Here is a 23,139-nt window from a genome sequence, read left to right on the forward strand (position 1 = left end):
CTTAATTTTTATACACATTAAAGTATAGCAAAGTACAAATTAGTACGGTATTAACATCTGGAATTGTCACCGTGCTACCAGGTGCTAACTGCATCTGGCTAGCAGCTTTTAAAACGGGAATAGCAGCAGTCACGTCGCTTCTCTTCGAGACGCCAAGGGCGAACGCTCCAATTCAAAATTCAAAATTCAAAATTCAAAATTTATCAGGTTGCGGTGGATAATATAGCCCACCGTAACCTTTAGATTAATAGATTGAGTTTAACAAAAGCGATCGCTCTACACTTTAAACTTCTGAGCAATTCGCTTCATCGCCTCTTCCACATTCTCTCGGCTGTTAAACGCCGATATGCGGAAGTAACCCTCACCCGCAGCACCAAAGCCAGAACCAGGTGTCCCCACAACGTTGACAGTTTGCAGCAGCTTATCAAAGAATTCCCAACTGGATAAACCATTAGGCGTTTTTACCCAAACGTAAGGTGCATTCACGCCACCATAAACTGATAATCCGGCGGCTGTGAGTTTTTCGCGGATAATTTTGGCATTTTCTAGATAGAAACTCACCAATCCCTTGATTTGTGCCTGTCCTTCTTCGGAGTAAACTGCTTCGGCTCCCCGTTGGACGATGTAAGAAACGCCGTTAAATTTGGTAGACTGGCGGCGATTCCACAGTTTCCACAGTTCGACATCGGAACCATCGGCGGCTTTTGCTGTGAGTGTCTTTGGTACTACAGTTAACGCGCAACGGGTTCCTGTAAAACCTGCATTCTTGGAAAAAGACCGAAATTCGATCGCAACTTCTCTTGCACCTTCAATTTCATAAATTGAGTGCGGAATCGACGGATCGGTAATATAAGCTTCGTAGGCTGCATCAAAGAAAATAATCGAGTTATTAGCTTTGGCATAGTCTACCCATGTTTTGAGATATTCCTTGGTAGCAGTTGCGCCAGTGGGATTATTGGGAAAGCAGAGATAAATTAAATCGACTTTCTTTGACGGAATCTCGGCGGTGAAGTTGTTATCAGCTGTAATTGGTAGATAAACTAAACCCTCAAATTCGCCTTTATCGTTGGCATCCCCAGTATTTCCCACCATAACGTTAGTGTCTACATACACAGGGTAAACTGGGTCAGTAACGGCTATAGTGTTGTTATGACCGAAGATTTCTAGAATGTTGCCTGTATCGCACTTGGAACCGTCGGAGATAAAGATTTCGGAAGCATCTATGTCGGCTCCCCGTGCTTGGAAATCATGAGTAGCAATTTTCTCCCGCAACCATGCGTAGCCTTGCTCTGGCCCGTAGCCTTTAAAAGTATTGCGATCGCCCATTTCTTCCACAGCTTTAATCATCGCTGTGCGGCAAGCCTCCGGCAGAGGTTCGGTAACATCACCAATACCCAGCCGGATGATTTTAGCATTACTGTTCGCTTCTGCAAAGGCATTCACCCGCCGAGCAATTTCTGGAAACAGATAACCCGCTTTCAGCTTCAGGTAATTGTCGTTAATAGTTGCCATTATCTAGATTATGAAAAAACGCCCTCAAACAGCTTACTGCTAATTGATGAGGGCGATAACTTTGTTATGGGGAGTGAAGAAGGGAATAGGGTAAAGGTTACAGGGTACAGATTATTCCCTATCACCTGTTACCTGTCACCTGTCACCTCTTCCCAATTAGATATTTACTGGCTGTTTATTATCGGCTGATGCGTAATAAATGTTGCGATCGCCAATTTTGAACTGCGTGATTGATTCTTGTCCTGTAATCAATCTTGCTCCCCGATTACGGGTAAAATAGTTCCATGCCCACTGAATCATTACTACTAATTTGTTGTTAAATTCAATTAAGAAGTAGATGTGAATCAATAGCCAAAACAGCCATGCAAAGAAACCTTTCAGCTTGATAAAGCCGAAATCGACCACAGCAGAATTGTGCCCAATCATTGCCAAACTACCATAATCGGTATAAGCAAAGGGTGGCAAATTGTTACCTACAAGCCGCTGTTGCACTAATGTTGCGACATATTCACCTTCTTGCTTAGCTACAGGTGCAACACCAGGTAACGGTTTACCATTTTGATGAGAAAAATTTGCTAAGTCGCCAATTACAAAAATATTCGGATGTCCCTTAATACTCAAGTCAGGTTCAACGATAATCCGTCCAGCGCGATCGCATTCTGCACCCGTGCGTTCTGCGAGGACTTTTCCCATTGCGGAAGCTTTTACACCTGCTGCCCATAATACCGTTTTTGAGGCAATTTCTTTAACTTCATCGCCTTGTTTGAGGGTAACAATATCATTTTCAATATTTGTTACTAATGTTTTTGTCTGCACAACCACACCCAAGCGCCTTAGAGATGCTTCCGCTTCTTGTGATAACTCTGGTGCAAAGGGTGGCAAAATCCGCTCTAAACCTTCTAATAGTAAAATCTTGGCTTCTGAGGTGTCGATGTTGCGGAAATCATCTTTGAGAGTTTGATTTGCTAATTCGGCGATCGCACCAGCTAACTCTACACCAGTTGGGCCACCACCCACAATTACAAAAGTTAACAAAGCACGGCGTTTTTCTGGATCGGTTTCTTTTTCTGCGGCTTCAAAGGCTGAAAAAATCCGGCTACGCATTTCTATCGCATCTTCTACAGTTTTCAAGCCGGGAGCAAATTCTTCCCAGTTGTCTTTGCCAAAGTAGGAATGCTTCGCACCTGTGGCGACAATTAACGTATCGTAAGGTATTGCTTCGTCACCCACAATCACTTTTTGCGCTTCTGGCTCGATGTTATTCACCTCTCCCAGCAGCACTTTTGTATTCTTGCTCTTGCTGAGAACAGAACGCAACGGTGAGGAGATATCAGCCGGAGATAGCGCACCTGTGGCGACTTGATATAAAAGGGGTTGAAATAGATGAAAGTTACGTTTATCAATCAGAGTAACGTTTACTGCCGCTTTGGCGAGTGTTTTTGCTGCATAAAGTCCACCAAAACCACCGCCAACGATTACTACTTTATGGGGTGGATTATTGTCAAGTGAATTTACCATAAGAAATATTATCGTGTATGCCGACTATTGTAACTATTCTTAACAGATTTGTATCAAAATTGTCATCATATATTTTGTATTGCTCTTTACATTTGAAAAAGTATTAAAGTAATCGAGACTACAGGATAAACAAAATTGTTTAAGAGAAAGGTACAGACAATAAGAGTTTGAAATCTTTCAATTTTTGTTTATCTATGTAGATTTATCACAGGTAAATGTAGAATTTATGCAAGTTTAGTCAGAAATAGTTGACTCTGGTGTTTGTGTCAAACGTGGTGAATGAGTTCGCCGCCAACGCCTAAAGCCATAGACAAGAGCAACAAAAATTAACAAATAGGGGCTGTAAACAATTAACCAAATACCCAGTTTAAGTAAGCCAACGGAAAATGCACTCAAAGAATGGGTAGAGTTATTCCAAGTTTCCTTAACTTGCAAACCCAAGGCAGGTTGAGGGCTGGTACTAGAAACTGCTGCTTCTAGGTTCAGCGTAATCGTGGAATAAGCAACTTGATTTTTGAGGTTTTTCAGTTGGGCATCAATTTGTTCTATGGTTTGCCGGACATTACTCAGTTCTTGAGAAACACTAAGCACATCTCTAATAGAACCAGCCCGATCCATAATTTTTTGCAAATTGGCTTCAGTTTTTTGCAAATTAGTTAATCTGGCTTGGAAATCTACGAGGCGATCGCCTACATCTTCGGCAGTGATATTACGACTATTAACAGTGCCCAATTTAGCTAGTTGCTCTAAAGTAGGTTCTAGCCGATCCTGTGGTATCCGCAATTGGATTGTTGCTGTGTAACGCGGGTTGTCGTTTTTGGGTTGTTGTTGTTTCAACCCGATTAAATCCCCTTGCTGTTGATTGATAATTTGCGAAACAGCATCAACAGTCTTATCTACAGAGTTGACAGTCAAAGAAATTGCTGCCTTTTTGATCAGTTGGGGACGAGAACGCGCTATTGGTGCAGCTTCCGCCTTTTGGGAAATATTGTTTTCACGGGCACTTAATTGATTTACTCCGTCATTAGCTGCAATTTGAGGTGCAGATTGAGGTGCAGACTTACTTGCTGTCTGTTGGGAAGAGGCGCAACTAGTGAAAATCATCCCTCCCAATAACGCACTTATAAATAAAGCAGATGTGCGCGGTAATTTCGTTGCAGTATACATAATCTACCTCTAGATAGATGAAGTTAACCCTAGTATTACTGAATAAGAACTCAAAGCCTGTATTGTTGCAATTTATGTAACAGAGTTTGTCATTTTTATATTGTTTGATTTTGAAAACAAGTTGGATCTGCGATCGCTGCTTGTAAATCTGCCTTTATACCAATTCAGAATCCCCTACTGTATCTTGTCGATCAAAATTCTCTGGCGCTTTCAGCAGCCTGTCTCAATGCTAAAAAAGCTTCTTTTAAAGGTTGGCTAACGGCACTGTTTGGTTCTGTTAGCACTAGCTGTTGATAGGCTGATAAAAATTGCGATCGCAGCCTATGGAACAAATGCAGAAAGTAACGCACAAAGCTGATACAATCCAAAACCACAATCTCTATACCACCTGTGCGATCGTACATACTTGAGGCATATTCCTGAATACCTTCTTCGATCGCATCCGTTGTGATAAAAATTACTTTGCCATGAAAGCCAACTTCAAAGGGAGTGCTTTACCCGTTATTGGGAAAACTAAATTTAAGTATTAAAGATAGTTAGAAAGCTATGTCTTATCAACTAGCAGTAATTCTTGAAGACGAGGGTGCTTGTAGCTTGCCCTCAGATATGATTTAAAAAATGAAGGACTTATTTTTGCTAATAACTTGCCTGTAGCTGATAGCAAAGGCTAAAATATCGCTTATTTAAATAATTTGAGAACCTTAATGAGCAACGACCAAGAACAAAATGATATACATTTTTTAATTCAACAATTATACACAAGTCAGGATAAGACAGTTATTAAACAAGCTGCTGAAGGTCTTGGATTTACTGGTAATAATAATTCAGATAGTATAACTGCCTTAATTCAATTAGTGTGTACAACACCAGATGAACCAACACGTTGGATAGCAATTGAGAGTTTAGGTAAAATTGGCAATGGCAATCATGATGTTATTCAAACTTTGATTAGCCTATTAAGCACATCACGCATACCTACTCGAAGAATAGCAGCTCAAAGTTTAGCGAAAATTGCTGCCAGCAATCAACAGGTTATTGCCGCTTTGGATAATTTGGCACAAAGTTCTAAAGATGAAGTGACTCGTCAAGCTATAGCTTATATTCTGGGGCGGATTGGTAAAGATAATCAACAAGCAAGTAAAACTTTAATTTATTTAATAGATAATAGTCAAGTTTTGTACACTTGTCAGAAAGCTATTGAAAGTTTAAGTAAAATTGATAGCGGTACTCAAGAAACTATTAAAGACTTACTTAATCTATTACAAAAACAAGCAAACAATGATATAAAAATTCGTATACTTCGGATTTTAAGCAAAGCTGCTATTGGCAATGTAGATGCTATTAATGTACTAAGTAATATCTTACAAGATCATAATTTAGATGAAATTATTAAGAATTCAATTGCTCAAACTTTAGAAAAAATTCATCCTAATAATCAGCTTAGTATCAGCAATATTATTCAAATAGCTGAGAATGGACAAACTGAAGATGAACGTCGGGCTGCTATTAGTAATTTAGGTAATGTTAGTGTTGGTAATTTAGAAGCTATTAATGCTCTCATTCGCTTATTACGTAATACTCAAGACGCAAAAATGTTAAGATCATTAATTTATAGTTTAAGAACAGTTGGATTAGGTAATACTGATGCTATTACGGCTTTAATCGAACTACTTGATACAAAAAAAGACTGGCTAACCCGCGTCTATATTATCGGTAGTTTAAGAATGGTAGGTGCTGATAATCCGAAGGTACTTGATACGTTAATTAACTTGGCATATACAAGCAAAAACTTAGAGGAATGTCGCTCTATAGCCAGCGATTTAGGAAAAATTGCTATTAGTAATTCAGATGCAATAAACGCTCTACTCCATTTATTACGCACTTACAATGATGACGATATCTGGTACTTAGCTACTAACAGTATTAGTCAAATTGCTATAGAAAACGAAGATGCTATAAATACTTTAATTGAACTTTTAGAAAGTGTTGATAAAAAACCTACTGTATTCTGGCAAACAATTAATGTTTTAGTAAAAATTGGTGTGGGTAATCTAAATGCTATTGCTACTATAAGAGATATTTTAGAACTTAGCCAAGATGATGAAACTCGGCAATTTGTTTCAGATTTATTAGAAGAAATTAGTTTAAACTAATATAGCTTTCTAGTAACGTCTAAATTATTTTAATATAGACATCATCATTTACTGAAAGGAACGATATCTAAAAGCCCCTGGTAGTTTATTACCAAAATCCCAAGCTTCCCACTCTCCATCGGGCGTAATTACCAGAGGATTTAATAAATAAATATAACCATCACAGTCACTACTAATTTGTAAGGCAGTTTGCATATATTCACTGCGAATATTAATACAGTCTTGCTCTTCTCCATACACGAAATATTGCTCATTTGGTATAGATGGAGTTTCTTCAATGTCAGATGTCCAAATATCTATCCATTCCTGATTTCTGGCAGCAAACCAATCAACTTCTTCTGTTGAATAAAATTTTATGCCGTACTTCCAAGTAGAACACAACCCATTACTAGTTTTGATAAAATCTCGATAAGATGGGGGTAAACTTACCCCTAATCGAGCTTCTGTTGAAGCAATTTGGTCATCGGCTGCTCCTGAGTAACCTAAGTAACCAGATTCAATAACTTCTGGTGGTAACTCTAATTTTTGTATTTCATCAAGTGCTTCAATATGCTTTCGACTCCATTGCTTGATATAGCTTTTCCAATCAAAATCTATCATAACTTTATCTGTAATATTTTATTTGATTAATAGTTTTACAAAATTACTTAAACTATTAGTAACTATTTAGTTTAAGCAATATGCAACAATCATATTATTAAACAGTAATAAACATAAACATAACACAAAATCGCATTCCTCCCGCGCAAGAAGTAAGTTGCAAGGTATTGGCAGCCCTAAACTTTTACCATAAGTGATTGCCAGCCTTTACTTTAGAGCCGTTGCTTAAGTGCCCTTTCTTACATCAGGGTGGCTTGAAGCGTGAAGAGTATATGCTCTACTCTTGGGTAAGGAAATAATAAAACCAATATGAATTTCCTTCCCCACATGAAATATGCACGCGCCGCTTTTTCTACCATTCGTGCTAGTTCAGCACCGTTACAGTTGATGGTTTTGTTGAGGATAATCGACCATTCTTTGTCGGTCAGGCGATCGCCACCATTGCAGTATCGCTCATCAACTTGGCCTTTTTCTCGTTAACAGTTCATCTGTGTTACTCAATTTGGGGTACAATCGTAAGCCTGCCAAGAAATGATGATGCTTGCTGACAGGAGATGCTTCTATGGCCCGGATGTATTATGACGAAGATGCCAATTTAGACCTTTTGGCTGGAAAAACTATTGCTATCATTGGCTATGGTTCCCAAGGTCATGCCCACGCTCTCAATCTCAAAGATAGTGGTTTGAATGTGATTGTGGGACTATATCCGGGTAGTAAGTCAGTTGCAAAAGCTGAAGCAGCTGGGTTAACTGTGAAAAATGTTGCCGATGCCGCCAATGCTGCTGATTTCATCATGATTTTGTTACCTGATGAAGTCCAAAAAACGATTTACAAAAACGAGATTGAACCCAATCTAGAAGAAGGGAATGTCTTAGCTTTTGCCCACGGCTTCAATATTCACTTTGGGCAAGTTGTACCACCGGCTAACGTCGATGTGGTGATGGTTGCACCAAAAGGGCCGGGGCATTTGGTACGGCGGACTTATGAAGGTGGGGAAGGCGTACCAGCGCTGTTTGCAGTTTATCAAGATGCCAGTGGTCAGGCACGCGATCGCGCCATGTCTTATGCTAAAGGTATCGGTGGTACTCGTGCTGGTGTTCTGGAAACTACTTTCCGTGAAGAAACCGAAACAGATTTATTTGGCGAACAAGCCGTATTGTGCGGTGGTTTGAGTGCTTTAATCAAAGCCGGATTTGAAACTTTGGTAGAAGCTGGTTATCAACCAGAATTGGCTTATTTTGAATGTCTGCATGAAGTCAAGCTGATTGTTGACTTGGTTGTGGAAGGCGGTTTAGCTAAAATGCGCGACAGCATTTCTAATACGGCTGAATATGGCGATTATACCCGTGGGCCTCGGATTGTTACCGAACAAACCAAAGCTGAAATGCAGAAGATTCTGGGCGAAATTCAATCTGGACAATTTGCACGGGAATTTGTTCTAGAAAACCAATCTGGTAAACCAGGATTTACCGCCATGCGTCGTAAAGAAGCTGAACACAAAATTGAGGAAGTTGGTAAAGATTTACGGGCTATGTTTAGCTGGTTGAAAAAAGCTTAAGCACTTAAGTTGTGCTTTCACTAGTTTAAATACACAATTGCTTAGAAGCAGCGCAGTTTTGACCTTACTTCCATTCCTCTCTCCTAAGAGGATAGAGGTTTTGAATCTTACTCCCCTTCCCTAGTAGGGAAGGGGTTGGGGGTTAGGTCTGTATTGGACTCAACTGCAAACCGCTATAGTATCTGACTAAGGCATATTCTGTTAATCTTTGACATCTTGAACAATCCGAAAACCAGCGTGCTGATAAAAATTGGGACGGAACCAGTTGCGGTAATATTTTAAAGCTTCTGTACCATTAGTTATCCAACATCCTCCTAACATCATTTGATGTTTATCATCAAAAAAGATCGCAGAATTATCTTCATAAAGAAAATGAGGTTGATATCCTGGAAGCGGGTTTAAGTTATTATTTAACCATTCCCAAACATTCCCACGTAAATCATACAATCCTGAAGAACTTTTGGCTGTTTCTAACATCCCAACAGGACTAGGGGAGCCAAATTTGAAATTGAGATTATAATTTTCTACATCATCTGATAAACTATTACCATAAGTTGCTAAATGGTATTCTGCTTCACTCATTAAACGAGTATCTTTCCCTTGCCAACGACAATAAGCCATTGCTTCATAATGATTGACTTCCACAGGCCAATCTAGGGGTAAGTCGATTTCATCAAACATAGCTCGATATTTGTAGCTACCATTTTCATGTAACCAAAATTTGGGACTTTGAATACCGTATCGAGTTTTCCAATTCCAAGATTCTTCATCCCAATATTCTTGATTTTTGTAGCCACCAGCTTTTACAAAATAAATAAAATCGGCATTGGTAATCAGATATTTGCTGGCGAAAAAGGGTGCAACTTCAACAGTGCGATCGCCATAATCAATATCCCATCCATAAGTTGAATCATCTAAAGCTTTACCAAGTTTTACTACCCCACCAGCAACTTCGATCGTTTCGTTCTGAGGAGTGTAACCATTAAAAGGAGCATATTGCCAATTTTGAGGACGTTTCACTCTCTCAATTGGTAGTTGACGAATTAACATCGAAGAAGTTTCAATGTGAATACGCTGGTGTTCAATCCCCATCATTAAAGCCCAAAGAGGATGATTGGGATGAATTGGCAAAGTAATTGGGATGGTTTTAATTAGTTCAGAAATTACAGAATATGCTTGTTCTCGATACTCCCAAGTTTGTGCAACTTGCGGCCATTCCAGATGAGCGATCGCTGCATTCAACTCTTCTGGTTTTTCTGGATCTACTCCAATTTCAAACAAAATCTCATACTCTGGATTGAGGCGTTTTTCTAATAACCCTACCTGAATTAATTTATTGATGTAGAAAACAGCCGAATGTCCCAGATAAAAAATTAGAGGATTTCTCAAAGGGTCAGGATTGAGATAAAATGTCTCTTCCCCAACTAGACTTTTCAATAATATATCTTCCAGTTGCCAAGCATTCTCAAAGTAATTGAGGATCGCTTGGTTATTACAACTATCAAGTTTTGGAGGTTTAGCAGATTGTAGACTATTCATGGTCTAATTCCTATTAGTGAACGATGAAACAAATTAATTATCTATAATTCCAATTTGATTCCTGAATTTACTTGCATAAGTAAAAAATACGAAAAAAAACAATATGTACTAAGTTTTTTGAAAAAAAATACTAATCTTATCGGATGTGTTAAACACAATAGGATTTAAGCAGAAATCAATAAGATTCTTAAATATGACAGATTTATTATTTAATAGCAATACTTATTATTTAATATTAGTTTTTTAAATAGTACTAAAACTGCATCGATTTAGTGTAGTAATTCTGGGGTTTTGAATAATTTAATATTTGTTGAATAATTAAACTCTCAGCCAAGAAATCATTCAGTGGTAATCAATATAACTACAGCAGATTGCGGCTAACTGTAGTACACACTATTCGTCTCAAAGTTAGACATAAAGGCTATTTTACTTTTGAATTCTGCTATATATGATTAAATCTAAAGACTCTTGAAACTATTTATTACCAATGAAAAATTACAACTCTCTAAAGAGGGTTTTATTTGTCTTAACTTATTTAAAATTAAGGGAAAAATAATTGTAGGTTGAGTAGTGAAGCCCTCACTACAAACCTTTAATTGTTTGCATCGTCCTACTCAGGTGGGTAAAGTAATGACTACAATGCAAGATACATCTCCAATTATTATTGCACACCGAGGTGCTAGCGGCTATCGTCCAGAACATACTTTAGCTGCTTATGAATTAGCGATCGCACTTGGGGCTGATTATATCGAACCTGATTTAGTTTCCACTAAAGATGGTATTTTAATTGCTCGTCACGAAAATGAAATTTCTGAAACCACCGACGTTGCAATTCATACAGAATTTGCTCACCTGCAAACCACTAAAATAATTGATGGCGAATCAAAAACTGGCTGGTTTACTGAAGACTTTACCTTAAAAGAATTGAAAACACTACGAGCTAAAGAGCGAATTCCCCAACTGCGATCGCAAAATACCACCTATGATGGACTTTTTGAAATCCCCACACTGCAAGAAATTATCGATTTAGTCAAGGTTAAAAGTGCCGAAATTAATCGCACGATTGGTATTTACCCAGAAACTAAACACCCAACTTACTTTCAATCTATTGGGTTAGCCCTAGAAGCACCCCTACTTGCAACTTTAACAGCCAACGGTTATCAGGGAGCTAACGCACCTATTTTCATTCAGTCTTTTGAAGTAGGTAATTTACAAGATTTATCCACAAAGACTGATTTACCTCTAGTGCAATTGCTGAATGAGAGTGGTAAACCTCATGATTTTGTCGTTAGTGGTTGCGCTCGCACTTATGCAGATTTAGTTACTGCATCAAGTTTAGAAGAAATTGCCAAATATGCACAAGGGATTGGAATTCATAAAAATTTACTGGTTCCTAGAGACAACAATGGTAAATTGCAATCGCCTACATCTTTAGTCATAGATGCTCATGCGGCTGGTTTGCTGGTTCATGTCTGGACTTTCCGCAATGAAGACTGTTTTTTGCCATTGGACTTTCAAGGAAATCCCCAAGCTGAATATGAACTATTTTTCAGCTTAGGTGTTGATGGCGTATTTAGCGACTACCCAGATACGGCAGCTTGCTACTCTACTCTTCAGTGGTAATTTGGTAGGGTAATACAAAATCACGGCAAAGTAACATGGTTTTACTTAAGTGGAAATCCTGTATAGCAGCAATTACCTTCACCACAATCAGTCTTGCTGTATCTAAGTCGGCATTGGCGATATCTTTATACTCAGTAACTGACTTAGGCGCTCTTACGGGAGAAGCCTACAGTTACGCTACAGATATTAATGACTCAGGTGAGGTAGCCATTAATACTTTGGGTAGGTCTTTTTTTTACAGCAATGGTTCACTCAAAACAATTAGTCCGTTGCCTGGTGATAATCAACTTGGAGTGACTGGTATCAATAACTTGGGGCAAGTAGTTGGTAATTCGGGTAATAATAATAGCTTTACTGGAAATAACCCTTTCCTGTACAGCAATGGCCTCACCCAGCCCCTCCCAATTCAAGATGCTATTCCTTATGCAATTAACAATCGCACCCAAGTAGTAGGGGGAGCGAGCGGACTTGGGCCTTTTTTGTACAGCGATGGTATAGCAACCAGCATAGGAACTCCTAGTACAGTTGCTTACGGTTTAAATAACTTGGGACAAGCAGTAGGTATTCTCAATTCAGGAAGAGCTTTTCTGTATGAAAACGGACAAACTACTAACTTAGGAACTTTGCCAGGTGACAGCTACAGTCAAGCGAACGATGTTAATGACTCAGGACAAGTAGTTGGTAGTTCGGGACTCACTAGCGTAAATGATACTCGTGCTTTTCTGTATAGTTCCAGCACGGGACTCCAAGACCTCGGTAGGTTACGTCCTACAGATTTGTTTAGTACTGGTTTGGGGATCAATAATTTAGGTCAAGTAGTCGGGTTTTCTGGTACTAACAATAACTTTTTTGCCGCAGACGGCAATGGTTTACGGGCTTTTCTTTATAGTGATAACACTATGTACGACTTAAATAACCTGATTGCTCCTGGCTCAGAGGGTGGCTTTACCTTAACAGCGGCATCTGCCATTAATAATAAGGGACAAATTGTCGGTCGTGGTGCAGTTAATGGTGAATTACACGCCTTCCTCTTGACGCCAATCTCATCTGTCTCTGTAGCTGAACCAACTTCAGGTGTTCCTATTTTGTCGTTCGGCGCTGGTGTAATTTTATTTGCAGCACTTAAGCTAGGGAATAGGGAACAGGGAATAGGGAATAGGGAATAGGGAATAGGGAATAGGGAAGAAGGAATAAATGTGTACTGAGTTTTTTCACGCAATCAAATACGAGTCCTATATAACAAAGAAGTTAATGCAATAACTTCAGGCAGACAAAATGATTACTTGGGAATATGGATTTATAAAAATGCTGGTTGAAAATCTTTAAGGATATGTCTCTAAGCCACGCTTCGAGACACATCTGTACTTTAAGCAAGGGATAGCATCACTTAAGTTGTTCTTTATTTTCACAAACTAGTCATCACCTGAGCTAATTGATTAGATAAATCAATTACAGACTCCTGGGATTTTTTAAATAAAACTCCAGCTAAAAAGTAATAATCGCCAGAATAAAATGCCATCTGATTTTTTTGGAGTTTTTCGATGTGCTTCTTCACTTTGGGGTCAGAGCTATAGTAGCCGAACTTTAAAGGTAAAACCATGAAGTTTTGAACATAATAACCATTTTGTTTTGCTATGTTCAATGTATTGATTGGATTAGAAAAGCTAGATATTAAAACCAATACATTTTCATAACCTAACGATAAAAGCTCGTTGGTAACTGTGGCTCCATCTACACCCCCAAACAGAAGCGGCATATAAATGTCGTTATCTGGTGCGGGTAGATAGGGTGGATTGGCTACAAGATACTCAGCATCGGGTTGAGAAGAATTAAACAAAGAAGAGTTGTGGATAATGTATTTATTAGTAAGATTGTATTCATCGATGGTTGAATTTGCGACTTTCCATGCAGAAGTATTTAATTCAAATCCCTGGATGACTCCATTAAATTTGTTTCTCAATAAGGAATTAATTACAGGGCTGCCATCTCCTGAACCAAACTCTACAATAGATTCAGAATTTTTACAATTTCTGATCACAAAGCTTTCTAAACAATTTGAGTAGAAATTAGATTCTTCAGGACAAAAAAAGATATCTTTCATTTGATTTAATTTCCAGGTGTAAGGTATAATCAATGTAATAGGTGGTTGTTTGTTACCTTGTATTCAGGCAAAAAAACTTTTCCTTTAGCAAAGGATTGCTAAAGAAATCTAAGCGCAAGTGAATTAGCAATAAAATGATTTAAGATGTCAAATTAAAAGGCTAATAATAACTTGCTATTTTTGATTTTTTAGATTGCTTATACAAATAAGGCGGCTTATTCTGCTTCGCGTATCAATCGCACAACAGCACGAGCAGCGCGATCGCCCATTCGTTTTTCTTGGTCATAGCCAAGCAGCAGTTCCCACGCATCATTGGGATATCGTTCTGCCAAAGGCAAAGCTACATCATCTAACATCCAACGACCGTGGCGTTCATCTTCCTTGATGTGTAGTTCCCAATAACCCATCGCCGCCTCTGATAGTTCCAATCGTTGCGCCGCCGCCAGATAGTTTTTGTAAGTCGCAGGGCCAGCCACTTCAAAATATGTCAACGCGCCACTGTAACGTAAAAAATAGCGTTTGCGATCGGTAGTCAAAAAGTTATGATTATCGCAAGCTAAGACTTCCCAAGGCACTAAATCGAAGTATCCTTCTGGTTCAGTGTTCATTCCAAACTCAGCCAGCATTTGAGCAAAAAATGTCGAGTGCTTGCGGGCTAAACGACCATTGCCGTACTCTTCTAGTAGTACTCGCACCAGCGTACACTGCACTTCATTAGCAGCACCACCCAATACGTAGCAAAGACGGCTACCTTCCACCAAACCATCAAAGGAACCGATCGCTAGCAAATGACGATAACCAGCTTCAGTCATTTCTTCACGAATGTAGCGGCTATTCTCCGACAAAGGCGGATTTAAATCAGCAGATGCGCGCTCAATTAAAGCTTGTTTGACATCAAGTTGTTGTAGTGCAGCCACATTGATTTGTGCTAGTTCCCACTGTTGCCAAGCAGCTTCAATTTGGTTGCGACAAGAGTGCAAATATAGCGATCGCTCATTGTTATAATGCCGCAAATCGTCGTACCAAAAAAGCTTTAGCCGATTAATTCGATAAAGTATCCGTTGGAGAAAACGGTGAGCCTGTTCATCAGAGCGATCGTTTCCATAAGCAGCCCCAATTGCCATAGAGAGCGCCTGTTCAAAGTCACTAGCTATTGAAGGATTTGCATCCAGTTGACGATCCAAATCCTCCATTGCTAGCAGTTCTATAAATTGCTTTTGGGCACGGTCGTATTTGGTAATTGTCCTTTCTTTAGTTTGCGTGCTATTTTTCGCAGCCTCAGTCTTAGGAAATATAACTAAATTGCTTTGCATGGAATCTTCGGTACTTTGGAAAAGTGAGAAATTACTTTCACCTCTAATATCTAAGTTTCCACACCAGTAGCTTTCTGTACCTCTTTCCCTGGTTATAAAGAAAAATTAAGTTTCAGAGGTAAGGGGCATTGGGCATGGAGAAGAGACAAGGTAGACAAGGAAGAGGGGGGAGACTTGGGAGAGAGTTGTTCAATAATTCCCCCTAGTCCCCTAGTCCCCTAGTCCCCTAGTCCCCTAGTCCCCTAGTCCCCTAACTCCCTCACTCCCTCACTCCCTGCTCCCCCTGCCACTCCCTACGGCACTCCCTTCTGTTGCTCGATCGCTTTACTAGGCGGAATCTGCTCAAGAGGAATCAGTGCTTCGATCACCGACTTCACAATTGGCGCGGCGACAGTAGAACCATAAGCACTTTCTCCTTTTGGCTCATCCACCAGTGCAAACACTACATAGCGAGGAGATTCCACGGGTAAAATAGCCACGAAACTGGTCATTCTCGCCCCTTTGATGTATCCGCCATTGGGACTAGCTTTTTGGGCTGTACCAGTTTTACCAGCAATGCGATATCCCGGAATTTGCGCCGGCTTACCGCTGCCTTGAGTAACAACAGTTTCCATCATTTCCACAACCTTTTGAGTTGTTGCAGTTGAGAAAATTTGCCGGGGGATAGTATGAGTGGGTGAATCATGCATCTGCCCTTTGCTATCAATCAACCCGCGAACTACATGGGGTGTAACTAACTTACCGCCATTAGCTAAAGCACCGTGCATTTGCACTAGCTGTAAGGGTGTCATAGAAAAGCCTTGTCCAAAGGAAGTAGTAGCTGGTTCAATTGGCGAAGCGATAAATTCTTCTTGACTTTTGAGCCGTCCGCCGACTTCAAAAGGTAAATCTGTATCAACTTTTTGTCCTAATCCCAATCGTTCTAACCAGTTGTAATAAATTGAAGGCTTTAAACGTTGGATAATTTGCACCATGCCAATATTGCTAGAATATTGCAAAATCTGAGCGATGCTGATTCGCCCATTACCATTATTCATGGCATTTTTGATGGTGTAATTAGCGACTCGAATCGAACCAGAATCATTAAACATATCATCTGGTTTGATGATGCCATTTTCCAGAGCGATCGCCACATTCAAAGGCTTAAAAGTCGATCCCGGTTCATAAAGATCCGCTACTGTCCAGTTTTTAAATAGTGAAATATCAGATTTAGCATATTCATTAGGATTATAAGTAGGCTGAGAAACTAGGGCCAGTAAGGAACCATCCAATGCATCCATGACAATTACCGCTCCACGTTTGGCGGCAAACTTCTGCATCTGCTGTTTAAGCGCAATCCGAGCAATTCGTTGCAGACGGCTATCGATAGTCAGTTGTAATCGCAAATCGTCAAAATGCAAAAAACCTTCGGGCGCGCGATCGGGCATTAAGTCCCCATTTCCCGACCGACTGAGCCGTACCGTTTGCACAGGACGTTCTAGCAACTTCTCTTGAGAGTATTCCACACCAGCTTGACCGCGGCGGTCAATGTTCACGTAGCCCACCACATCAGCAACCAAATCATCTGGCGGATAATATCGGGAGTATTTTTGAGCCCACTCCAAGCCATTTAAACGCAAAGAAATGACGCGATCGATAATTTCTTCTGGTAAGGCTGGCGCAAGTATAATTCCGCTTCTTTTGCTTTCAAAAGTTTTCACCAATTCAGCAGTATCTTTTGCCAAAATTGGCGCAAGTCGCTCTGCCATCTCTTCATTAGATTTATCAAACAGCTTGGGGTGAGCGTACAAAGTATATACAGGGCGGTCAATAGCCAACAGATCGCTATTGCGATCTACCACTGGGCGACGGGGCATAAAAGGTCGCACATTCACCATTTGTTGGTTGCGTGCATACTCAGTTAACTTTGGCCCCTTGACAATTTGGAGATTATACAAGTTAATGGCCAACCCCAACCCTGATGCCATTAATACGCCCCAAACGATGAACAGTCGGGACTTAGTGTTGGATGTTTGGTCTTGCATACTAGAGGCTAATTTTCCCAAAAGCCCTCGTTTATAACCCTTTTGTTGGCTTGTGAATGCTGGATTTTGAAACTTTCTGAATTTTGTTCTGCTTGGTGACTTCTGCATTGGGTTCGTCCTTTGTCCTCTCTTACAAAGTTAAGCCACTGCGTTGGACGGGTCTCCCGGCTTGAAGCAAGTGGCGTCTGATGCCTGCGGCGGGCTACGCCAACGAAGGAAACCTCCGCTCAACGACAGTGACGCTCCTGCGTCGCTACCGCTGACGCTCGAGGACTTGCTCTAAGCGAAGCCATGCCGTTGGCGCAGCCTCTCGTAGAGAAGGCTTTACGCTTCGCTATCGCTAACGCACAAGTCGGGGAACCCGCCCAAGTGACTGGCTCGACTTTGCGCTTTGTCTGTTGCCTTTTGTGATTAACCAGAAGTCTCAGTCCTAATGACTAATGACAAATGACAAATGACTCTTAGAGATTAATATCCCAGTGGCGAGAGTGTATGCGCTTGGGTTTCAGAATTTGGCGTTGTGTTAGGCGATGCTGATTTAGGACTCCCAGATGCGGGAGGCAAGAAAATCACCCCTTCAGGAGTTGGTGATACCAGCCCTGCTGTTGGTTGTTCTGCTTCATTAGCCATTTTATTTTTCAGCGTCGCGTTGGTTGTCGTTAGCAGCCGTTCGTGACGTTGGAGGTTTTGCAGTCTCCGATATGACTGACCCCCAAAGCTCTTGAGAATAGACTGTCCAACCATAAACAGCAAGTGTCGATGCTACTAACAAGAACGCCACAACTGACGAATAACGATGAAAGGTATACAAGCGCAACAACCACAAAGGTGCAGCTCCAGAATTAGGCATTGTGGGAAGCCCAAGAAAACCTTCCTCCGGACTCTTTTGGTTCGCATTCAACTGTTCGTTGAGTGGTAATTGTTGTCTATCCAACTCTTTCACCGATTTAGCTATAACTGCCTTATTTGTGGGAGAAACCGCTAAATTTTTCGAGGAACGCTGTTGTCTTGAAGACGATACTGGTGTAGAAGCACTCCCTGCTGCTGACTCCATAGGCGCAGAACGTCGCCTTCCTAAAGAAAGGATAGAATCTCGCCGGAACCAATTACCCCTTGTAGAAACAGTAGATTTACGAGCAACTACCATAAATTTTTAAATTTTTTAGATGGAAAATACTGCATTTTTAGATTGATTGTCTTTTTTGCTAAGGTTTAAATCACCTTCTGTGCAACCAGCACACATAACAGACTATACCTTTTAACTTTTTTGATAGGTAGCTGTATCAATGTTTGCATCCCTTAGATATGCAATTGCAATCAGCGATTAGAAACTGGACAGCTTACCTTTTAGGTATCGCACCTAAAGTATGGCAACGTCAGGTAGCCAGATGCAATACTCTGTGAAAAAAATAAAATTTTTTGCTATCATAGCTCCGTTTGCTAAATAAGTTGGTATTTTTCGTTTTGCTCCTGAGTTAAGAGAAACTAATCAGGATACGTAATTCCAAAAACAATACCCCAAAGGAATGTTTTTTTTAAGTATGTAATCTCGCAGAATTTAAAAAAAGCAATAAATACGGTATCGTATTCAACAGGCGAAAAATTGTTCTAGCCACAATTGGTGAAAGAGGAGTTATGAAAACAAAAATCTTTGGTTTTGCTTTAATGTTAAGTCTGGCTGCAATTCTTGGGGCCTGTGAAGGTGGTGGTGGTGATGGTGCTGGTACTGCTACTCCAGCCGCTACGGGTGAACCAACTGATGCACCTGCTGTTAAGACTACTCCTGCCGCTACCCCAGCAGCAACTCCCGCAACGACTCCCGCAGCGACTCCCGCAGCGACTCCCGCAGCGACTACTCCCGCTAAACCTAAATAAGGCATCTTAAACTTTAGTTTAAATAGCGCCCAGAACTACTTAGTGACAGCATTCCTCACTATATCGCTCGAATTAATTGGATTGACGAAAAAACCTCATTTTTATGCTGGTTGATCAAAGCCGAGAGTCTGCTCAAATCTCAACTAAGTAGGGCAGGAAGTAGAGGACACTGGTAAAGAGTGCTGAGTTCCTAGTTCCGAGTGCTGAGTTAAAAGACCGCCCACGTTCGCGCAGCGTCTCGCAGAGAGGGGCGGGGCTTTTGCTATAATGCAAAAGTACTGAGTACTCAACTTCAAAACTCAGCACGGGCTAAACGCCTTGCTACCGCTAACAGCACCAGTATGGTAAAGAGGCTTATGTCCTTTACCAAGTGTCCTTCTGAAAGTCCCGCCCGCTCAAACCTTGTTATCAGTCCAAGGGAGTTGAGTTAATCTAAGCTATTTTGTTAGGCAAAGACTTCTCTCATTTGGCATTTTAAATTACTTATACTACTGAGTTGTGAGAGGGTAAAAAAATTTATCGCGATCGCTGGCAATTGCTCTTGAGCATTCCTGTAGTCTATTCCGTATCAGGAAAGACTTGGTAATCTCCCTTGATATTGCCAGATTTTTATTGGGAAAATTTGGGTATAAGAAAAACAGATTTTCATCCTGCGTTGTGAACGTAGTTCAGGAGATGAGGAGAGTTAAAACGAGAAAATCTATAAAATTACTCAGCTTAATAGTAATTAGTGCTACTTTGATTTTTTTAAGTAACTATTGGAGATCGGCAGCAATAGCATTACCGCCACCAGAGGATACACCAGAAGAAATATTACGGACAAAGATTATTATAGAAGCGCGATCGCCTATTGATGGAAAATCCCTAACAGCTGCTGAGTATATCCAATTGCAAGCCCAGCTGCAACAAGTCCCGCCACCAAAACTAGACCCCAAAATTCGAGAACAGATTTTCTTGCTTCGCTTACGTAAAACCTTGTTGCAGTTTTTTCCATTTTTAAATTTTTGATAAATTCGTCATTAGTCATTAGTCATTAGTCATTTGTCAAGAGTTATTCTCCCCCGTTCCTCCGATCCTGTCCCCCCACTTCGGCTACGCTCAGTGACCACCTGCTTCCTCATCCCCCATACCCTATGCCCTATACCCAACGCCTCATGCTCAATACTCCATTCTGATGTAGGATAACGGTGGCGACAAAATTGCAAATAAATGTAAAGAATATATATAGATATTAAAAAAGTAGATTTAGTCAATCACGTTATTTCACTTAGGTAGCTTCATGTCCATGACCACGATCGCCCCTGAGCAGGTTAACAGCATCGTTTGGAATCAGCATAACGATCCCTTTGAAATACTAGGTTCTCATCCTATACAGCAAGACGGCAAAACTGTCTGGGCTGTACGGGCCTACCTACCAAATGCAAGTGCAGCATGGGTGGTTCTTCCCGAACAACGCAAGGAATACCCAATGCAACCAGTGCATCATCCCCACTTTTTTGAATGCACGATTGACACTCCAGAACTGGCAAACTACCAGTTACGGATTAAAGAAGGGGAACATGAGCGTGTCACCTATGACCCTTACGCTTTCCGTTCTCCCAACTTGACAGATTTTGACCTGCATTTGTTTAGTGAAGGCAACCATCACCGGATATACGAAAAGCTGGGAGCGCACCCTACAGAAATAGGCGGCGTTAAAGGCGTTTATTTTGCAGTTTGGGCGCCTAACGCTCGCAACGTTTCATTGTTGGGAGACTTCAACCTTTGGGATGGACGTAAACACCAGATGCGTAAAGGCCCCACCGGGGTTTGGGAATTGTTTATTCCTGAAATTGGTGTAGGAGAGTCTTACAAATATGAAATCAAAAATTTTGAAGGACACATTTACGAAAAATCCGATCCCTACGGTTTCCAGCAAGAAGTTCGCCCGAAAACAGCATCCATTGTCACTGATTTAGATGCTTATAGTTGGAGTGATGAAAACTGGATGGAAAAGCGGCGTCGTACTGACCCGCTAACTCAGCCCATCTCAGTCTACGAAGTACATTTAGGCTCTTGGTTACACGCTTCGAGTGCAGAACCAGCGAAACTTCCCAATGGTGAAACTGAACCAGTAGTTGTCGTTTCTGGATTAAAACCGGGCGCACGTTTTCTTACCTATCGGGAACTGGCTGACCGACTCATTCCTTATGTCAAAGAATTAGGATACACCCACATAGAAATGCTGCCCATTGCGGAGCATCCCTTTGATGGTTCTTGGGGTTATCAAGTAACTGGGTACTATGCCCCTACCTCGCGTTTTGGCAGACCCGAAGATTTCATGTATTTCATTGACAAATGTCACGAAAATGATATAGGGGTAATTGTAGATTGGGTTCCCGGTCACTTCCCCAAAGATGGACATGGTTTAGCTTTCTTTGATGGTAGCCACCTGTACGAACACGCTGACCCCCGTAAAGGCGAACATAAAGGATGGGGTACTTTGGTGTTTAACTACGGTCGCCATGAAGTTAGTAATTTCCTCGCCGCAAATGCCCTCTTCTGGTTCGACAAGTACCACATTGACGGGATTCGTGTTGATGCTGTTGCCTCAATGCTCTACAACGACTATTGCCGCGAACCAGGAGAATGGCTGCCCAACCAGTACGGTGGCAGAGAAAACCTAGAAGCAGCAGATTTTCTGCGTCAGGTAAATCACATTATCTTTAGCTATTTTCCCGGTATTCTCTCAATTGCGGAAGAATCCACTTCTTGGCCAATGGTATCTTGGCCAACCTATACAGGCGGACTGGGCTTTAACTTGAAGTGGAATATGGGCTGGATGCACGATATGCTGGATTACTTCAGCATGGACCCGTGGTTCCGCCAGTTCCACCAAAATAACATCACCTTTAGTATGTGGTACAACCACAGCGAAAACTTCATGCTGGCTCTGTCCCACGATGAAGTGGTGCATGGCAAGAGCAATATCATCGGTAAAATGCCAGGAGATACATGGCAGAAGTTAGCTAATGTGCGTTGTTTATTTAGCTATATGTTTGCTCACCCAGGCAAGAAAACCATGTTTATGAGCATGGAGTTTGGGCAGTGGAGTGAGTGGAATGATTGGAATGATTTGGAGTGGCATTTATTACAGCATGAAGCCCACCAACAGTTAAGAACGTTTTTCCGGGAATTGAACCATCTCTACCGTTCGGAACCAGTATTGTACACCCAGGATTTTGCCCAACCGGGGTTTGAGTGGATTGACTGTAGCGATAACCGCCATAGTGTAGTTGCCTTCATGCGTCGTGACAAGGATTCTGATGATTTTGCGATCGTAGTTTGCAATTTTACACCGCAACCCCATTCTCACTACCGCATCGGTGTACCGCAAAAGGGATTTTATACGGAGTTGTTCAATAGTGATGCGCGTCAGTATGGCGGCAGCAATATGGGCAACTTAGGTGGTAAATGGACAGATGATTGGTCTTTGCACAGTCGTCCTTATTCTCTGGATTTGTGTTTACCACCTTTGGGTGTGTTGATTCTCAAGTTGGATAAGAAGAAGACTGCTGAGGTAATTGGATAAAAATGTGGGGTGGGTGCTGCCCCAATACGCTTCGGTTAAAGGGGAAGGTGGGGGTCCCCTCTGGGGATAAGGGGCGAGGGAAAAGGGAAAAGGTATTGGTTTTGAATACATCCTTTACCCAATACCTCCAAACCCATTCCCCAGACCACACTCGATTGTGAAAAATGCTTATCCGAACCGTATTGGGTAGACTTCTTGGCATTTGTGGGGAATTGGGTTTGGGGTATGGTTCGACAAGCTCACCAACCAGGGGAAAGCGGCTCATAAAAACCCTTTTCCCCCCTCTTGCAAAAGTAACTTTTGCAAGAGGTTTGGTGATGTCCCATCCTAAAGATAATTTCGCCTATTTACAGCTACTCAACCCAGTTTTCTAATGGACTCTGTGAAATTAAATATGCGTTATTACCTTTGTAGAGCCGTAGCATTGCTATGTCTCTACATTCTTTTATATAGCGATTTATTGACTCGCGATCGCTCTAAATTTTTTACCCGTAAAATTATACTTAGTACTCAGGGGAAGCTTAGTACTGAAGTTTGCGATGCGATCGCCCTATGCAAGTATTAGGTAGCGGGGGATATGGCTCA

At 41.1% G+C, this 23,139-nt stretch carries 18 protein-coding genes and 1 pseudogene; 8 read left to right on the plus strand and 11 right to left on the minus strand.

What is annotated here, in order from left to right:
• Position 1: 1 nt before the first annotated feature.
• The 5 genes from NSTCB13_RS23660 to NSTCB13_RS23680 form a co-directional block, all read right to left on the minus strand.
• On the minus strand, positions 2-133 hold the full coding sequence (locus tag NSTCB13_RS23660; protein WP_448274011.1) for a hypothetical protein: 132 nt from the start codon (positions 131-133) through the stop codon (positions 2-4).
• A gap of 143 nt (positions 134-276) precedes the next feature.
• A complete protein-coding gene (locus tag NSTCB13_RS23665) occupies positions 277-1,512 on the minus strand; it encodes an LL-diaminopimelate aminotransferase (RefSeq protein ID WP_448274012.1) in 1,236 nt (411 codons plus the stop codon).
• Positions 1,513-1,668: 156 nt separating this feature from the next.
• Positions 1,669-3,030, minus strand: coding sequence for an NAD(P)/FAD-dependent oxidoreductase (locus tag NSTCB13_RS23670; protein ID WP_448274013.1), 1,362 nt, complete (start codon positions 3,028-3,030; stop codon positions 1,669-1,671).
• Between the two features lie 234 nt (positions 3,031-3,264).
• Positions 3,265-4,197: a DUF4349 domain-containing protein gene (locus tag NSTCB13_RS23675; protein WP_448274014.1), complete on the minus strand. Its 933-nt coding sequence runs from the start codon at positions 4,195-4,197 to the stop codon at positions 3,265-3,267.
• Positions 4,198-4,388: 191 nt separating this feature from the next.
• Entirely contained in the window at positions 4,389-4,601 is a 213-nt protein-coding gene (locus tag NSTCB13_RS23680) for a hypothetical protein (RefSeq protein WP_448274015.1), read from the minus strand.
• Between the two features lie 300 nt (positions 4,602-4,901).
• Here NSTCB13_RS23680 and NSTCB13_RS23685 point away from each other — a divergent pair, with 300 nt between their 5' ends.
• Entirely contained in the window at positions 4,902-6,350 is a 1,449-nt protein-coding gene (locus NSTCB13_RS23685) for a HEAT repeat domain-containing protein (protein ID WP_448274016.1), read from the plus strand.
• Positions 6,351-6,398: 48 nt separating this feature from the next.
• Here NSTCB13_RS23685 and NSTCB13_RS23690 read toward each other — a convergent pair whose 3' ends face one another.
• The gene (locus NSTCB13_RS23690) at positions 6,399-6,950 is read right to left on the minus strand and encodes an SMI1/KNR4 family protein (RefSeq protein ID WP_448274017.1); all 552 of its coding nucleotides are present in this window, start codon (positions 6,948-6,950) and stop codon (positions 6,399-6,401) included.
• A 309-nt stretch (positions 6,951-7,259) separates the two neighbouring features.
• Here NSTCB13_RS23690 and NSTCB13_RS23695 point away from each other — a divergent pair, with 309 nt between their 5' ends.
• Positions 7,260-7,430 (plus strand): hypothetical protein, encoded by a 171-nt coding sequence (locus NSTCB13_RS23695; RefSeq protein ID WP_448268025.1) that lies wholly within the window; start codon positions 7,260-7,262, stop codon positions 7,428-7,430.
• Positions 7,431-7,512: 82 nt separating this feature from the next.
• Positions 7,513-8,508, plus strand: coding sequence for a ketol-acid reductoisomerase (ilvC, locus tag NSTCB13_RS23700; RefSeq protein WP_448274018.1), 996 nt, complete (start codon positions 7,513-7,515; stop codon positions 8,506-8,508).
• A 201-nt stretch (positions 8,509-8,709) separates the two neighbouring features.
• Here ilvC and ovoA read toward each other — a convergent pair whose 3' ends face one another.
• A complete protein-coding gene (gene ovoA / locus NSTCB13_RS23705; RefSeq protein WP_448274019.1) occupies positions 8,710-10,047 on the minus strand; it encodes a 5-histidylcysteine sulfoxide synthase in 1,338 nt (445 codons plus the stop codon).
• 630 nt (positions 10,048-10,677) lie between these two features.
• On the opposite strand from ovoA, the gene NSTCB13_RS23710 reads away from it, so the two are divergent.
• Positions 10,678-11,670 (plus strand): glycerophosphodiester phosphodiesterase, encoded by a 993-nt coding sequence (locus NSTCB13_RS23710; protein WP_448274020.1) that lies wholly within the window; start codon positions 10,678-10,680, stop codon positions 11,668-11,670.
• 35 nt (positions 11,671-11,705) lie between these two features.
• Positions 11,706-12,836, plus strand: coding sequence for a DUF3466 family protein (locus tag NSTCB13_RS23715; RefSeq protein WP_448274021.1), 1,131 nt, complete (start codon positions 11,706-11,708; stop codon positions 12,834-12,836).
• 239 nt (positions 12,837-13,075) lie between these two features.
• Here NSTCB13_RS23715 and NSTCB13_RS23720 read toward each other — a convergent pair whose 3' ends face one another.
• The 4 genes and pseudogenes from NSTCB13_RS23720 to NSTCB13_RS23735 form a co-directional block, all read right to left on the minus strand.
• The gene (locus tag NSTCB13_RS23720; protein WP_448268030.1) at positions 13,076-13,771 is read right to left on the minus strand and encodes an SAM-dependent methyltransferase; all 696 of its coding nucleotides are present in this window, start codon (positions 13,769-13,771) and stop codon (positions 13,076-13,078) included.
• A gap of 215 nt (positions 13,772-13,986) precedes the next feature.
• Complete coding sequence (locus NSTCB13_RS23725) at positions 13,987-15,084, minus strand: iron-containing redox enzyme family protein (RefSeq protein ID WP_448274022.1); 1,098 nt, start codon at positions 15,082-15,084, stop codon at positions 13,987-13,989.
• Between the two features lie 293 nt (positions 15,085-15,377).
• Positions 15,378-17,216 (minus strand): peptidoglycan D,D-transpeptidase FtsI family protein, encoded by a 1,839-nt coding sequence (locus NSTCB13_RS23730; RefSeq protein ID WP_445630507.1) that lies wholly within the window; start codon positions 17,214-17,216, stop codon positions 15,378-15,380.
• Positions 17,217-17,576: 360 nt separating this feature from the next.
• Positions 17,577-18,255: pseudogene (locus tag NSTCB13_RS23735) on the minus strand (hypothetical protein).
• Positions 18,256-18,743: 488 nt separating this feature from the next.
• On the opposite strand from NSTCB13_RS23735, the gene NSTCB13_RS23740 reads away from it, so the two are divergent.
• From NSTCB13_RS23740 to glgB, 3 genes are all read left to right on the plus strand, one after another.
• Positions 18,744-18,983: a hypothetical protein gene (locus NSTCB13_RS23740; protein ID WP_445630505.1), complete on the plus strand. Its 240-nt coding sequence runs from the start codon at positions 18,744-18,746 to the stop codon at positions 18,981-18,983.
• A gap of 675 nt (positions 18,984-19,658) precedes the next feature.
• The gene (locus tag NSTCB13_RS23745) at positions 19,659-19,991 is read left to right on the plus strand and encodes a hypothetical protein (protein WP_448274211.1); all 333 of its coding nucleotides are present in this window, start codon (positions 19,659-19,661) and stop codon (positions 19,989-19,991) included.
• A gap of 271 nt (positions 19,992-20,262) precedes the next feature.
• Positions 20,263-22,554, plus strand: a complete 2,292-nt coding sequence (gene glgB, locus NSTCB13_RS23750) for a 1,4-alpha-glucan branching enzyme (RefSeq protein ID WP_448268034.1) — start codon at positions 20,263-20,265, stop codon at positions 22,552-22,554.
• Positions 22,555-23,139: the final 585 nt, after the last annotated feature.

It is taken from the genome of Nostoc sp. DSM 114160 (assembly GCF_053470305.1).

What these genes read in the sequence shown, in the direction of transcription:
- NSTCB13_RS23665 (WP_448274012.1), bottom strand. Translation starts at nt 1,512, where the DNA reads ATGGCAACTATTAACGACAATTACCTGAAGCTGAAAGCGGGTTATCTG.
- NSTCB13_RS23670 (WP_448274013.1), bottom strand. Translation starts at nt 3,030, where the DNA reads ATGGTAAATTCACTTGACAATAATCCACCCCATAAAGTAGTAATCGTT.
- NSTCB13_RS23675 (WP_448274014.1), bottom strand. Translation starts at nt 4,197, where the DNA reads ATGTATACTGCAACGAAATTACCGCGCACATCTGCTTTATTTATAAGT.
- NSTCB13_RS23680 (WP_448274015.1), bottom strand. Translation starts at nt 4,601, where the DNA reads ATGTACGATCGCACAGGTGGTATAGAGATTGTGGTTTTGGATTGTATC.
- NSTCB13_RS23685 (WP_448274016.1), top strand. Translation starts at nt 4,902, where the DNA reads ATGAGCAACGACCAAGAACAAAATGATATACATTTTTTAATTCAACAA.
- NSTCB13_RS23690 (WP_448274017.1), bottom strand. Translation starts at nt 6,950, where the DNA reads ATGATAGATTTTGATTGGAAAAGCTATATCAAGCAATGGAGTCGAAAG.
- NSTCB13_RS23695 (WP_448268025.1), top strand. Translation starts at nt 7,260, where the DNA reads ATGAATTTCCTTCCCCACATGAAATATGCACGCGCCGCTTTTTCTACC.
- ilvC (WP_448274018.1), top strand. Translation starts at nt 7,513, where the DNA reads ATGGCCCGGATGTATTATGACGAAGATGCCAATTTAGACCTTTTGGCT.
- ovoA (WP_448274019.1), bottom strand. Translation starts at nt 10,047, where the DNA reads ATGAATAGTCTACAATCTGCTAAACCTCCAAAACTTGATAGTTGTAAT.
- NSTCB13_RS23710 (WP_448274020.1), top strand. Translation starts at nt 10,678, where the DNA reads ATGACTACAATGCAAGATACATCTCCAATTATTATTGCACACCGAGGT.
- NSTCB13_RS23715 (WP_448274021.1), top strand. Translation starts at nt 11,706, where the DNA reads ATGGTTTTACTTAAGTGGAAATCCTGTATAGCAGCAATTACCTTCACC.
- NSTCB13_RS23720 (WP_448268030.1), bottom strand. Translation starts at nt 13,771, where the DNA reads ATGAAAGATATCTTTTTTTGTCCTGAAGAATCTAATTTCTACTCAAAT.
- NSTCB13_RS23725 (WP_448274022.1), bottom strand. Translation starts at nt 15,084, where the DNA reads ATGCAAAGCAATTTAGTTATATTTCCTAAGACTGAGGCTGCGAAAAAT.
- NSTCB13_RS23730 (WP_445630507.1), bottom strand. Translation starts at nt 17,216, where the DNA reads ATGCAGAAGTCACCAAGCAGAACAAAATTCAGAAAGTTTCAAAATCCA.
- NSTCB13_RS23740 (WP_445630505.1), top strand. Translation starts at nt 18,744, where the DNA reads ATGAAAACAAAAATCTTTGGTTTTGCTTTAATGTTAAGTCTGGCTGCA.
- NSTCB13_RS23745 (WP_448274211.1), top strand. Translation starts at nt 19,659, where the DNA reads ATGAGGAGAGTTAAAACGAGAAAATCTATAAAATTACTCAGCTTAATA.
- glgB (WP_448268034.1), top strand. Translation starts at nt 20,263, where the DNA reads ATGTCCATGACCACGATCGCCCCTGAGCAGGTTAACAGCATCGTTTGG.